The sequence below is a fragment of the Vibrio sp. SCSIO 43097 genome (assembly GCF_023650755.1).
In the GTDB taxonomy this organism is placed as follows: domain Bacteria; phylum Pseudomonadota; class Gammaproteobacteria; order Enterobacterales; family Vibrionaceae; genus Vibrio; species Vibrio alginolyticus.
The window spans coordinates 1,080,733-1,094,316 of sequence record NZ_CP071841.1; the positions used below are offsets into that span (position 1 = coordinate 1,080,733).

Consider the following 13,584-nt stretch of genomic DNA (forward strand, 5'->3'; position numbering starts at 1 on the left):
TCGCTTTCCGTTTTAAACAAGCCGGCAAGTTTCTCTTCAAATTGAGATAATCAGCGTACGATACCCATGATGAAAATGGATCACATTGCTCTGTAGTTTACTTTACGCTGTCCGACAGAATTAGCGACACAACAGTGCTTGTCGTCGTTGGTTCAAACTGTTCGGGATCATCACAGAATTGAATTTTTCCTTTTTCTTCTACATGGAACAGCGGTACAACTGAACTACCTTTGTGATGCGCTAAATAATCTTGATACGTGAAGTTATCGCTCAATTTCGTGTGTTTAACCTCTGCACCACGACTTAACATACTGGCTAGCTGGGTATAGCTTACATTGCCGCCCATCAGCAATTTACCATGGTACTCCTGAGCCACGGAGTGCTTCTCGCTGCCATTGCCGTTGGTTTTCACTTTTTGTAAGCAGTGAACTTTATCTTCCCCAAACTCGTCGACGAATTGCATGCAAGCCATAATGTTGAAATGCTGATCGGGCGTTAATGCAACCACTTGTCCAACTCCTATCAAGTTCAAGTTGTCGTCCGCGTGACTAGAAATAGGGTTGCCGTAATAGTAATCCAATCCCAACATACGAACCTGACTGATGTACTCCCAGTTTGAGTCAGTCATTAATACGCGGCGGTCATAACGCGCCAGCGCCTGCCCTATTTCTCTTGCTACTCGGTTAGCACCAATCAACAAGAAGCCGCGTGGTGCTGGCTCTGCAACGCCCAACGTCAGCGCTACAGGACGTGCCGTCGCACTTTGTAACACGACCGTTCCTATAATCACCATGAAGGTCATAGGGACCAGTAAAATCGCTTCATCAATGCCGTATTCAGTCAATTTGATCGCGAAAAGAGACGAAATCGAAGCAGCAACAATACCGCGCGGTGCAACCCAAGACAAAAACAGCTTATCTTTGAGACGCAAGTTGCTGCGGAAGGTTGAAAGAAAAATCGATAACGGACGCGACACTAACTGCATAAATACAAACAACAATAACGCACCGCTACCTAGCGCAGCAAAATCATCCAGACTGATTCGAGCCGCAAGGAAGATGAACAATCCGGTGATCAGTAAAATGGTTAAATGCTCTTTAAAATGCAGAATTTGCTGAATATTGATGTCTTTAGCGTTTGCGAGCCACATACCCATTACGGTGACGGTTAGTAACCCAGCTTCAGACTCAATGTGGTTAGAGACCGAAAATACACCTAGAACCACCATCAAAACCGCAAATGGCTGCAAATATTCCGGTAGCCAAGAACGACGCATGATCGTCGCAACTGCATAGCCTGAGGCCGCACCTAGCATGACACCGACAGCAATGATCGTCCCAAACACTTCGACGCTATTTATCGCACTGTGAGATACGATAAACTCGTAAACCATCACAACAAAAAGCGCACCGAGCGGGTCAATCAAAATCCCTTCCCAGCGCAAAATGTTAGCAAGCGTACTGTTAGGTCTTACGGTTCGTAGAAGTGGCACGATGACCGTCGGCCCTGTTACTACGGTTAAGCTGCCGAACAACATGGCAAGCTCCCAAGTAAAGCCGAGGAAATAGTGTGTTGCGATACTGGTCGCTGCCCACGAAATGATCGCCCCGATGGAAACAATGCTCCATACCGAACCACTCACGCCACGAATTTCTTTAAAATTTAAGGTCAAACTGCCTTCAAATAAAATCACTGCCACCGCTAAAGAAACCAACGGAAAGAGCAAATTACCTAATATCTCATCAGGATTTAACCACTGCATAAATGGCCCGACGATCAGCCCTGCCAACAACAAAAATAAAATCGCTGGCAAACGCAATCGCCAAGCTAACCATTGGCAACCTAAACCAATAACCCCAACCGCTGACAGCACCAGCGCTTCATTACCCACTTGCATCAATAATTACCTGTTTTTGTCTTTTTTCGCGTGAATGCGCTATACCCGAATACATTCAGCCTTACGGTCAAATAGAAACAACCGAACGTGCAAATCAAACGACTGACCTTCGATGACATCGCTACGAAACGCACATGTTTGAAGTCATTTGGCGATCGCATCAGAACTATGAATATAGTTGACCCCCAATGACTTAACGACTCATTTTTGTTCATCAGGTCTTAAAGTGGCACACAAGTGTGCGACTTTGTCGAATTCATCATTACGCATTGAGTTTCATTATGTAGAATGATTTCTGAAGAAAGCGCGGAACCTAGCACTATATGAGGCTAAGGCATAGAGCATGAACTAAGCTTTAGCGTAAGTGCTCAAAGTTAAGAATCGTGGGTCACGCGACGTACGCAAGGAGAAATGGATTGTACGTAATACTAGCACTGTTCATGGCGTGTCTCGCCATCCTCATCGGAGTGAAAGCCGCCAACCGAGCTGCACTTTTAGAAAAAGAACTAACCAAACTTCGTGAGGAAGTCACATCACTACGAGCCAGTGTCCATGGGGGCTCAAACCAACAAGTACACCAACAATCCAGCATCGAAAAAGACACACCATCTGTAGCGACGTCACCTCACATAGAATCACAACAGAAAAATGTCTCATCCTCTGGGGAACATGAACCAGCTGCCAACCTAGACTTGGACCAGAGCGCTGCGAATCAAGGGTACGCCCAGATAAGAGAAGTGCAACTGGATGTTTTTAGTCAAGAAAATGAGTCATTCCTTCAGAGTAAAGTTCAGAGCCTGCTTAGCAACATTCAAGAAAATTGGTTGGTTTGGGTAGGCGCATTGGCCATGCTGATCGGTGGAGGTTATCTCGTACAGGTGATTGGTAGTCACATCCAGTTTTCGCCATTTATGCGAGTGTCCTTTGCCTTTGTGATCTCATTACTTATGGTGCTTGTTGGCGAGTGGTTTCACCGTAAAGAACAACAGAATCCGCAACGGGCAGCACGAGCCCAAGGCTTTACGTATGTTCCTGCTGCCGTTACCGGTACGGGATTAACGGGCATTTACTGCACCGTCATTTTTGCCTTTGTGGTTTATCAAATGCTAACGCCAAGTATCTCGTTGATCATTTTAGCTTCAGCGGCATTTTTCAGTTTAGCATTATCATTGCGACAAGGGCCGTTAATGGCCGTGCTTGGCTTAATTGGTGGCTACACAGCACCACTGTGGATTGGGGGTAATGAACCCAACTACTTCTTGTTAGCCGGATACATCTGCGCAATTTCGTTCGCGGCGACCTTATTGATGCAAAAAGTGCGTAGGGCATGGATTACGCCAAGTATCGCGATTCCACATGTCATTTGGATGTTGCTGTTGATTGAGAGTGTACCAACAGAACGGTTGTTCTCGTGGCTCGCGATTTATCTCTCCATCACTTTGTATCTCATTTTCGCGGTTCCGAGAATGGGTTGGATGCTCAATCCTCGCTTTCGTCACTATCAAAGCAAGTGGACAAACTCGCCGACCGCTACCGCTCTCGCAACTGCTTTATTGACCTTTTCTGCCGTCACCAGAATGCCGGAGCTGAACACTCTACAAATGGCGTACTGTTATACGCTGCTTGTTGCGATCATCTGGCTACCAGCACTTCGTACAGGCTGGTCATTACGTGTATTTTTGCCATCCATTCTCGTCTCGGCAACCGCGCTGATTGTTCTTACCATCGCTTTTGATGCGCTGTATATGTTAGAGCGAGAAGCTAGCATTCTATTCGCATTGGCGGTGAGTATTGCACTGATCGGCTATCGAACATATTGCCAATCACTTAGTGACCGTTCGCAACTCAGTGGGCTGCTTCTGCTGGTACTGGCTCCCGCGATGAGCTTAATTACGTTGCTTTATGTTGACGAATTTATGCAAGGCTACCTGTGGTATTGGACTACCTTCTGCGCATTGATGGCCACTTACTATGTTGTGCTTGGTCAGCGTGCACGTTCGTTGGCATTAGAATGCTCTGCCGTTATGCATGCTTTAATCGTAGGTATCGCTTTTGTTTGGTTGAGCGATACTTGGTTAACAACAGCAATCTCAATACAAGTTGCGATAATGGCCTTACAGGCTCAAGTCGGGTTATTTCGACCTGCGAGTTGGGCGATTAAAGTGGCAATGGGAATACTGGTTATCCGACTCACGCTGCTACCTTTCATACCCGAATGGCAACCGGTAGAAGCTGGGCATTGGGCTTGGGTTCTTGTGAGTTATATGCCTTCTCTCTTCATCTTGTCTTACGCTCGTTCAACACTAAAACAAGTGGACCGAGAACTGACCAACTGGTTTGAAGGGGCGTTTTTACATGTATTCTTAATGGCATTGTTCACCCAAACTAACTACTGGTTAACGGGGCAATATGGTTACTTGGGGCACATCGACTTCACAAGTGCGGCAGTCTTTGCCAATCAAGCATTAGTTATGGGTTTGGTATACAGCTACCGCAGCCAATTTGCGCAACGCTTAAGTCGTATCTACGAAATCTATAGTTACTTGCTTTGGTGCGCGTTCGCTATATTGATTATTTTGCTTAATACGGCAGAATCGCCGTTGGTGACTGATAACGTCTCGGCACAAGCACTTCCCATCTTTAACATGCTGAGTATCGGCTGGCTGTTACCAGCTTGCATCCTGCTTATCGCAACATTTAAACGCTGGAATACGTTGCAAGTTCATCGATTTGCGATTGCTAGTCTAGGCTTTTTACTTGCAGCCATTTGGTTGGGGATGTCTATCCGTCAATTCTGGCAAACCACATCGATGATGCTGTATCAGCCAACCAGCATGGCAGAGTTGTTTAGTTATTCAGTGGCTGGCTTGCTCGTAGGCGGATTACTGACTTGGCGCGGCGTGACCCAACAGGGGCTGATGATGCAGCGTGTCGGTCTAGTGGTCCTTGCCTGTGTCGCACTGAAAGTATTCTTATGGGATGTGAGCTCTCTGGATGGGTTCTGGCGAGCGATAAGCTTCTTAGGCTTAGGTGCGTCTTTGATAGCACTTGGATGGCTATTCCAGAAATTGAATCGTTCGGTGGCAAAAGCACTCTAGCCCTAGACGAGTCGAAGAGAGATTCCCGACAGTGCGCTGTTTTCGTTATTGGGGGACGATAACAGTGTAAAGCCGGGAATCATTGGAGTGTTCGTTACTTCAGTAAAGCGACCACGGTATGACGACGCACGTTTGCTTGCGCATTCAATGCCTGAAAAGTCGAAGTAAACTCGCCAGACTTTTGCATGAATCCATCCAGTTTTGCATTCACCTCATTGACTGAAAGCTGTGCGGTTTTGGTTTGGATAGAACGCATTTGAGTATTCAGTTCACCATGAAAAGCTTTCGCTTCTTGCAAACTCGTTTGAACTTGTTTCAGATGCTGATTTACTTTGGCAATCGTCTGCTTGATGCCGTCGCGTGAGCCTAGATCAAACCCGAGCTCCGCAATACCATCTGGCTCAGACTTTAAGTTCAAAACGTTAGGCTGTCCCGCAGGGAATCGGTGCCCTTCCCCCGTTACCATCACCTTTTGCTGCATTTGTTGATAAGCGTTGTCTCTGGCTTCAAATAAAATGCTGCCATCATCGGCTAATGAGGCTCGCATTCCTAACGCAATCAAGCTGCGATCCAGCATTTTGACCGTTCGCTCACCGTCTGATTGTCCATCAAACTGAATCATCACCGCTTGACCTTGAGGAAAATCCAAACGGATTTGCTCGGCCTTGTCGCTTAAGCGATGAACATTCAAACCTGGAATAGAAAAGCGACGAATATCCGCTTTATCCAGTTTTAAGTGCAGTTCGTTATTTAGGACTTTCTGGCCATCGAAACGTGCTTGCTCAACGACTTTTTGGATGGTGGCTTTAGAGCGAACCAATGTATCCTGCAAACCAGGAACATTTTGTACGCCTTGATTAATAGCTTGCGTCAAACCACGTTTAATTTGCGTGAGCTCTTTGCCAATCACCTGCAGCGATTTGGACGCGATCTGAACCGCCGTGGCTTGCTGCTGACCCTGTGTAAGCTGAATACCAGATACAGAGTAGGCTGACGCAGTGTCAGCCTGAATTCGCCCCGGGCGCGGTTTAATTGCCGTACTTGAGTCTGCAGAACGGGTCGGCATGATAGAGGCTTGTTCTTGTCCACCTAAGCGTATGCTATGGGGTCTAACCTCTACTGTACTCATTACCATAAAAAGAACTTCCTAACCTTATAAACGGTCAAACAGCGACAAACCATCGATCTTCACATAGCTTGCTTGCGTTGCTTGCAAAGCGGCCATGTAATTACTCAATCGTACCGACGCTTCACCATAGTCCAGAGCAGAGAGGTCTCCAGATACTTTGTCAACGAACAGCTTGTTTTCACTATGCGCGCCACCAACAAGATCTAAGTTGTTGTGTCGACCACCAATCTCAGTCATGGTCCCTAGTACGTTTGAAAAAGTATCGTCGATAGCGCTGATACTCGCCTCAACTTCAGCTCTGAAGTTGGCGGTAGGGCTCTCAAACTCTTTGATCAGCGCATCAATTTGGTTAAGCACGTTATGGCCTCCCCCAAGGTCCAATATTTCTTTTGCAGTCATATTGGAATCCATCGTGACACCTTTAGCAATTGTTACTACGCGCTTGTCACTATTACCTTCAATTACGTAGCTGCCGCTCGCTTTACTTACAGCCGCAGTATCCGTTTTAGTACCAGAGAAAAGGTAGTGCCCTTCTTCATCCTGCGCGTTAAAAGACGACTCAATAGAGTCACGGTAACTCTTAAGCTCTGTAATCATACCGCCACGACTTTCGTCAGTAAGAGAGCCGTTCGCACCCCAAAGCGCGATGTCTCGCATGCTTTTTAAGCTTTCTTTGATCGAATCTAAATGGGTTTCTTGACTCGATAGCGTCGTTTTTACGTTTTCAATGTTGTTTTTGTACTGAGCAATCGCACTGGTTTCTCGGTCTAAGTTAAGCAACTTGATCGAAGCCATTGGATCGTCAGACAGCTTGGTCAAGCGCTTGCCAGTAGACATCTGTTGCAGAGCTTCGCCTAATCCCGCGCTATTGCTCTGCAAGCTGTGCAACATCATTTGACTAAATTGATTGTCACTAATTCGCATCTAAACTTTCCTCTTAGAATAACTGCAGAATAGAATCGAGCAGTTGATTTGCTGTGCTGATCACTTTCATGTTGGCATTGTGCGCATTAGCAAACATCATTAGGTTAGCCGCTTCTTCATCGCTGTTTACGGAACTAACATTATCGCGAGCTGCGTGCGCTTGCTTGTTCATGGCTAACTTCGCTTGATAATCAGCGTTAGCTTGGCGTGCTTTAATTGCGGTTTGACCCACCATTGAACTAAAGGCATCGTTCAAGCTTACTGAGCCGTAACCTGATACCGCCACTGGCTTGTTGCTTAACTCGATCAATGATTGCAACGCATCTGCGTTACCAGGTGTTCCATCACTTGAGAACGCAAGCTCATCTGGAGTTAGCTTGGTAATATCCAAACTGGCTGCAGGGTTTGCTGGGTCATAGCTGAACAAAGGTTTACCTGGGTTGCCATTTAAGTCTTTGCCAGTCGCAAGCACGGCGTTGTATTCATCCGCGAGAGCTTTCGCCATGTCATTCAGAGCCAATTGGTTTGGTTTCAACACTTCGGTTTGATAGTCATTAATCGCACCTAATTTGCCACCAAGCGAGTCACCAATCGCAAAACTTTGATTCGAGAACGTGACGTGTAAGTCCGCCAAGTAAGGATCACTCGGGTCAGGAATGGCTTCCAGTTTGCCATGGTCCGTACCCATCACAAGCGGTTGACCAGAGGTTAGTGTGACCTGAACACTGCCGTCATGCTGCTGTGTTGTTTTGATTTCAATGGTTTGAGATAACTCACCGATTAACCTATCTCGTTCATCCATTAACTGTGATGGGTTACCACCTGTACCTTGCATCTCTACCAGTTGCTTGTTCACCTTCGCGATATTTTCCATAAGGCTATTCGCGTGGTTAAGCGCTGCATTACGTTGGTCGCTCATGTCTTTATGTTGATTGTATAAAGATTCGGTAAGCGTATTAAAACGGCGGGCCAAAGCTTCAGATTCGTTAATGATCTGCTGGCGGTAAGGTATGGATTCCGGCTTAACGGTCGCATCGTTAAGCGCAGCGTTTAGCGAGTCCAAGCCAGCCGATATACTGAAACCATCGGCACCAAGCGTATTCTCCAGCTGACTCATGTTACTGGTGTATCCAGATGCGTATGCCGCCATACTGTTAGTCGACCACGTTTGCTTAATCAGAAATTGATCAGTAACGCGGCGAATGCTAGTGACTTCTACCCCTAAACCTGGACTTAAGCGATTGGCTTTACCATCATCGACAGACGCCATCAACGCTTGTTGACGACTGTAACCCACGGTATTCACGTTTGCCACGTTTTGCGCGGTTACGTCTAGGGCCACACGGTTCGCGCCTAAACCTGAAAGGGCAATATTAACTAGGTTCATTTACAGCTCCATTTTTCTGATCAACGGCTGAGAAAACGCGGTAGTCATACCGGCCTCACCGAATACCTGTTTAGCAGAGGCGACGGCTTGAGAAGCGGTATTAAATAGGCTTGAATTCTTCTCCACCTCTTTAGAATCTACTTGTGAGATAGATTCAGAATTCGAACCTTTACCATCGTTAGCGGATGAGATGTTGCGCGCAGCATCGAAAGCAACCTCACGCATAGACGGGCTCAGCTGCTGGATGAGCATATTGGCAATGCCTGAGCTCTGTTTCTTTGCTAGTTCCATCGCCAGCTGACCGTCATACATATCACGGAATACCCCTTGTTGCTGACTGGCAAACGGGCTGTCTTTATCAGCAAGAGCGTCACTACTGCTACGCATTTGGCGTAACACCATTTGTAGGAACATTGCCTCAAATTGACCTGCGACGACTTCAAGTGCGCCTTCTTGATCACGACTATGCTTGATGTTAGCCAATGCACTGTTGTCGTGATAAAGCATCGAATTTAACTGAGTTTGTTCATTGGTACTGTCTAGCTTCATCCTTAACTCCTTATATCACGACCAATTCAGCGTTCAACGCACCCGCTTCACTCAAAGCTTGCAGGATAGACATCAAGTCTGTAGGCGTGGCACCTAAACTATTTACCGCATTAACTATGGTGTTAAGTTCCGTGCCTGGAGGCCAAATCACCATCTGAGCGAGATCTTCATTCACATCAAGATCCGTTTGGTTAACGACTTTCGTATCGCCATTTGCAAACGCATTAGGCTGACTAACTTGTTGTGATTCAGAAATTCGCACGGTTAAGTTACCGTGACTTACTGCTGCTTCACTCACTTTGACACTCTTACCGATCACCACGGTGCCAGTGCGAGAGTTAAAGACAATACGAGCAGGTTTACGGCCTTCAACGACGCTCATTTCTTCAAGCATCGACATCATGACGACACGCTGCTGTGTATCTTTTGGTGCACGCATATCAATGCGAGCTTTATTGATCGCAACTGCAACGTTAGGTCCAAAAGTGTTGTTAATTTCACGCGCAATATTTTTTGCTGTAGTGAAGCTAGGCTTGCGCAGGTTTAGGGTGATTTCATCACGTTGGTTGAAATCGGTTTTGATTTCTCTCTCTAAAGTCGCACCATTCGGAACGCGACCCGCCGTTGGTGTGTTCACTTCTACTTTGGAGCCACTTCGCCCCTCTGCAGATAAGCCCCCCACAACCACGTTGCCTTGCGCAATCGCGTACACTTCGCCATCAATACCACGTAAAGGCGTTAGCAATAACGTACCACCGCGAAGGCTCTTTGCATCACCGATTGAAGACACAACCACATCCAACGTTTGTCCTGGGCCTGCCATTGGATCAACGGACGCTGTCACACTCACAGAAGCCACATTTCGTAGCTTAGGGTTCATACTGTCATCAATTTGAACCCCAAACTGACGTAGCATGTTGGTAATAGATTGAGAGGTAAATTTCACTTGGTTTCGGTCACCTTGGCCGGCTAAGCCAACCACCAAACCATAACCAACCAGTTGGTTTTCTCGAATGCCGCGAACATCGACCAAGTCCATGATCGGAATTTCCGCTTCAGCACGTGAAGTGCCTGGTAGTCCCAAGGTCAACACCAATAGGAGAGACATAAAGAAAGATTGCATTGTCTTCATTAGAAAGGTACCCATGGGCTGTTGAAGAACTGAGTTAGCCACCCGGCTGCGTTGCTGTCAGCTAGGGCTCCGCGACCTGCGTAGGTAATTCTTGCATCAGCAATTCGTTGAGAAGAAACTTGGTTACTGCGGTTAATATCATCCACACGGACGATACCGGTTAGGCGAATAAACTCGTCGCCTTGATTAAGACGAAGCCATTTTTCACCGCTGATACGCAATACGCCATTAGGTAATACTTCGTGTACCGTTACCGTAATGGCACCTTGAAGCTTGTTGCCTTGTGAACTTGATGCACTGCCATCGAAGTTACGTTTGCCATCCACGCTAACCCCTAACTCATCGATAGTTTTCGTGCCTATGGTCGGAGCCACAAAGTTAATTGCTGAACTTTTACCGAACTTAGTACCCGCATTTTTACTCGATGAGGTTTCTTCTGATAGTTGAACCGTTAATACATCGCCAACTCGGTAAGCACGACGATCCTGGAACAGGGTCATCGTGTATTGGTGACGATAAAGGCTACCAGATTGGGTTTCCGGCAGCGTGTAATCGAGCGTTGGTGGTGCATATTCCTCAGCATTCGGCTCAGGCGGAATAAATTCCTGACGGCCAGCACATCCCACCAGCAACACGGCGGCTACTGCCCAACTCTTAGAAAGCCATTTCATTGCTTTTTCCTTCATCATCACCAATTTCATACTTACATTGATTGCGAAACAAACTTCAGCATGTCATCTGCAGCAGAGACCACTTTCGCATTCATCTCATACGCACGTTGAGTGGTGATCATGTCGACCATCTCTTCTACTACTTGTACGTTTGACCCTTCCAGTGCACCTTGCTTGATAATGCCGGCACCATCAGCTCCTGCAATCAGCTCATCAGCTGGACCGCTGGCTTCCGTTTCACGGAATAAGTTGCCACCCATGGCCTCTAAGCCGGCTGGATTGATGAATTTTGCAAGTGTAATTTGACCAAGCTGCTGAGGTGTTGGATCGTCTGCTGTTGTTGTAGTCACGGTGCCATCAACACCCACAGAGAAAGAGACCGCATTGTCTGGGATCTGGATTTGAGGCTCTAAAGGCAGGCCCTGACTGTTCACCATTAAGCCTTCTGAGTTTCGATGGAACTGACCATTACGTGTATACATGATCTGTCCGTCCGAGTTTTCTATTTGGAAGAAACCCTGACCCATTACAGCAAGATCCAACTCTTGCGTTGTGTTTTGGGTATTACCTTGCGTGAACACTTTTTGTGTGCCAACAACGCGAACACCGCTACCTAGCTGAATACCACTTGGTAGTTCGTTAACTTGGTCTACTTGAGCGCCTGGTTGACGCTGAATGCTGTAGAAAAGGTCTTCAAATACGACTCGGTCACGCTTAAAGCCAACCGTGTTTACGTTTGCTAGGTTGTTAGAAATGGCAGTCATCTTCGTGTCTTGCGCTGCCATGCCTGTCTTACTTACCCATAATGCTGAATGCATTTTTTACTCCTTGCGGGGCGAGACTTAGCTCGCCGCCATTAATTTGTTACCAGCTTTTGCTAGAGTTTCCGCCGTTTTCATCATGCGAACTTGCATTTCAAAGTTGCGCGTCAGCGACATCACACTAACCAATTCATCAATAGCAGATACGTTACTGCCCTCAATGTGCTCAGGAGAGAGTTGCACGGTTTCATCTGCCGCGAATGGCACGCCATCTACGCTGTGCAGCAAGCTATCGCTCTCTTTTTGCAGTTGATTAATTTCCGGTTTAACCAACTTCAAAGTGCCTGCCACAATTTCTGCGCCGCCACCTGGTGGGATCACTGAGACTTGACCACGCTCGCTGATTTCAATCTTTTGATAATCCGGCACAACCAAAGGACCATTGTCACCGAGGACAGGGAACCCATTGATTGTTAGAGCGCCAAAAGTATCGACCTGAATATTGCCTGCACGGGTGTAAGCTTCGTTACCCGCTGGGGTTTCTACAGAGAGATATCCCTCCCCCATAACCGCAACGTCCAACGGACGTCCTGTTTTCACAATATCGCCAGCGTCGAAACGTGTTGAGGCAGAGTTGGTCACAACCATAGTGCGACCATCAAAACCTGGGCCTTGCATCTCTACACTACGCACACGCTCCATATCCGCTCGAAAACCCGCAGTATCAGCATTTGATAAGTTGTTTGAACGAACGTGCTGCGCTTTAAGAACTCGGCTGGCACCCGACGTTGCCGTAAATAACAAACTATCCATGCAAAACTCCCATTACACCGCGTTGAACAAAGCTTGAGTAAGCTTGTCGCTGGTAGAAATTGTCTTTGCGTTTGCTTGGTAGTTGCGTTGTGCAGTCATTAGAGCAACAAGCTCGCTGGTTAAGTCAACGTTAGAACCTTCTAATGCACCCGGAGTTAGGTCACCCATCGTACCTGAACCCGGAACACCCATAATTGGAGCACCTGAGCTAAAGCTTTGAGTCCATGATGTTCCACTCACTTTCGCTAAGCCTTGTGTGTTTGCAAAATCAGCAAGAACAACCTGACCTTGTAGCTGTGATTGGCCGTTAGTGTAAGTCGCGTAAACCATGCCGTTACCTTCAACGCGTACACCTGCAAGTTCACCTGATGTGTAACCGTTAGGACTATTAGTACTTACGCCAAAAGCTGCACCAAATTGCGTGCTGCCTTTCAGGTTAATGTCTACACTCATCGCGTTCGCGCCTGCAGCAGGGAATGAAACATTAAACGGCGCAGTTGGTGCTGAAAGCGAGCCGTCTTTACCAAACGTTACAGGCACAGTTGCTACTGGCGTCGTACCGCCATCTACTTGAACGTTCACTTCCCACGAGTTAGAAGCAGTCTTAGTAAAGTACTGAGTTACCGTGTGCGAGTTACCCAGTGAGTCGTAGACTTTTGTTGTGTAAGACGAGTTAAATGAGCTTGGATCTTTTGGATTGAATGGCGTTACGGCTTTATCAATAACAGACGCGCTTGCGTCGAAGTTCGCAACAAAATCTAAGCTGTCTGTTGCTTTAGCATTCAGTGAGGAAGTCGATACCTGAATATTACCCACAGAACCTGTCATTAGGTTGTTGTTGCTATCGACACTGTAACCTTGAAGCTTTGCGCCGCTGTTAGCCGTAACAAAGTTGTTCTTATCCGTTGAGAACACACCTGAACGTGTGTACAACATTTGACCCATATTATCTTTAGTAACAAAAAAGCCACCGCCATTAATAGCTAGGTCCATCGCACGGCCAGTTCCTGTGATACTGCCGTCTTTGTCGAAGTTCTGTGAAATTGACGCGACTTCCACACCACCAGGTTGCATGCCGTTATATACAGCGGAGAATTCTGTGCGGCCACCTTTAAAACCATACGTTGATGCGTTGGCAATGTTGTGACTGATTGTGTTTAGCTCTGTGTTGGTCGCGTCCAGACCACTTAGTGCGATGTTAAAACTCATAAATAGACCTCTGA

General features: G+C 46.9%; 11 protein-coding genes. 1 reads left to right on the forward strand and 10 read right to left on the reverse strand.

What is annotated here, in order from left to right; genetic code table 11:
* Positions 1-97: 97 nt before the first annotated feature.
* Positions 98-1,897 (reverse strand): cation:proton antiporter, encoded by a 1,800-nt coding sequence (locus J4N40_RS21195; RefSeq protein ID WP_005373994.1) that lies wholly within the window; start codon positions 1,895-1,897, stop codon positions 98-100.
* 440 nt (positions 1,898-2,337) lie between these two features.
* On the opposite strand from J4N40_RS21195, the gene J4N40_RS21200 reads away from it, so the two are divergent.
* Entirely contained in the window at positions 2,338-4,995 is a 2,658-nt protein-coding gene (locus J4N40_RS21200) for a DUF2339 domain-containing protein (RefSeq protein WP_412034513.1), read from the forward strand.
* Positions 4,996-5,089: 94 nt separating this feature from the next.
* On the opposite strand, the gene J4N40_RS21205 is transcribed toward J4N40_RS21200, so the two are convergent.
* From J4N40_RS21205 to flgE, 9 genes are read right to left on the reverse strand one after another with little or no spacing between them, the layout of a single operon-like run.
* On the reverse strand, positions 5,090-6,130 hold the full coding sequence (locus J4N40_RS21205; protein WP_186585500.1) for a flagellin: 1,041 nt from the start codon (positions 6,128-6,130) through the stop codon (positions 5,090-5,092).
* Positions 6,131-6,148: 18 nt separating this feature from the next.
* The gene (gene flgL / locus J4N40_RS21210; RefSeq protein ID WP_005373998.1) at positions 6,149-7,048 is read right to left on the reverse strand and encodes a flagellar hook-associated protein FlgL; all 900 of its coding nucleotides are present in this window, start codon (positions 7,046-7,048) and stop codon (positions 6,149-6,151) included.
* 13 nt (positions 7,049-7,061) lie between these two features.
* Positions 7,062-8,435, reverse strand: coding sequence for a flagellar hook-associated protein FlgK (flgK, locus tag J4N40_RS21215; RefSeq protein ID WP_005374000.1), 1,374 nt, complete (start codon positions 8,433-8,435; stop codon positions 7,062-7,064).
* Entirely contained in the window at positions 8,436-8,984 is a 549-nt protein-coding gene (locus J4N40_RS21220; protein ID WP_250654495.1) for a rod-binding protein, read from the reverse strand. It abuts the gene before it with no gap.
* Between the two features lie 10 nt (positions 8,985-8,994).
* Positions 8,995-10,131, reverse strand: coding sequence for a flagellar basal body P-ring protein FlgI (locus J4N40_RS21225; RefSeq protein WP_086026720.1), 1,137 nt, complete (start codon positions 10,129-10,131; stop codon positions 8,995-8,997).
* Positions 10,116-10,787 (reverse strand): flagellar basal body L-ring protein FlgH, encoded by a 672-nt coding sequence (gene flgH / locus J4N40_RS21230; RefSeq protein ID WP_017635111.1) that lies wholly within the window; start codon positions 10,785-10,787, stop codon positions 10,116-10,118. The genes J4N40_RS21225 and flgH overlap by 16 nt, the downstream gene beginning before the upstream one ends.
* A 32-nt stretch (positions 10,788-10,819) precedes the next feature.
* Positions 10,820-11,605 carry a flagellar basal-body rod protein FlgG gene (gene flgG / locus J4N40_RS21235; RefSeq protein WP_005374008.1) on the reverse strand — a complete coding sequence of 262 codons (786 nt, stop codon included), beginning with the start codon at positions 11,603-11,605 and terminating at the stop codon, positions 10,820-10,822.
* Positions 11,606-11,629: 24 nt separating this feature from the next.
* On the reverse strand, positions 11,630-12,361 hold the full coding sequence (flgF, locus tag J4N40_RS21240; RefSeq protein WP_005374009.1) for a flagellar basal-body rod protein FlgF: 732 nt from the start codon (positions 12,359-12,361) through the stop codon (positions 11,630-11,632).
* Between the two features lie 12 nt (positions 12,362-12,373).
* Positions 12,374-13,570, reverse strand: coding sequence for a flagellar hook protein FlgE (flgE, locus tag J4N40_RS21245; RefSeq protein WP_005374010.1), 1,197 nt, complete (start codon positions 13,568-13,570; stop codon positions 12,374-12,376).
* Positions 13,571-13,584: the final 14 nt, after the last annotated feature.

Excerpts from the sequence above, each read along its gene's own strand:
- J4N40_RS21225 (WP_086026720.1), bottom strand. The coding sequence starts at position 10,131 with ATGGGTACCTTTCTAATGAAGACAATGCAATCTTTCTTTATGTCTCTC.
- flgK (WP_005374000.1), bottom strand. The coding sequence starts at position 8,435 with ATGAACCTAGTTAATATTGCCCTTTCAGGTTTAGGCGCGAACCGTGTG.
- J4N40_RS21220 (WP_250654495.1), bottom strand. The coding sequence starts at position 8,984 with ATGAAGCTAGACAGTACCAATGAACAAACTCAGTTAAATTCGATGCTT.
- J4N40_RS21205 (WP_186585500.1), bottom strand. The coding sequence starts at position 6,130 with ATGGTAATGAGTACAGTAGAGGTTAGACCCCATAGCATACGCTTAGGT.
- flgE (WP_005374010.1), bottom strand. The coding sequence starts at position 13,570 with ATGAGTTTTAACATCGCACTAAGTGGTCTGGACGCGACCAACACAGAG.
- flgH (WP_017635111.1), bottom strand. The coding sequence starts at position 10,787 with ATGAAATGGCTTTCTAAGAGTTGGGCAGTAGCCGCCGTGTTGCTGGTG.
- flgL (WP_005373998.1), bottom strand. The coding sequence starts at position 7,048 with ATGCGAATTAGTGACAATCAATTTAGTCAAATGATGTTGCACAGCTTG.
- flgG (WP_005374008.1), bottom strand. The coding sequence starts at position 11,605 with ATGCATTCAGCATTATGGGTAAGTAAGACAGGCATGGCAGCGCAAGAC.
- flgF (WP_005374009.1), bottom strand. The coding sequence starts at position 12,361 with ATGGATAGTTTGTTATTTACGGCAACGTCGGGTGCCAGCCGAGTTCTT.
- J4N40_RS21200 (WP_412034513.1), top strand. The coding sequence starts at position 2,338 with ATGGCGTGTCTCGCCATCCTCATCGGAGTGAAAGCCGCCAACCGAGCT.
- J4N40_RS21195 (WP_005373994.1), bottom strand. The coding sequence starts at position 1,897 with ATGCAAGTGGGTAATGAAGCGCTGGTGCTGTCAGCGGTTGGGGTTATT.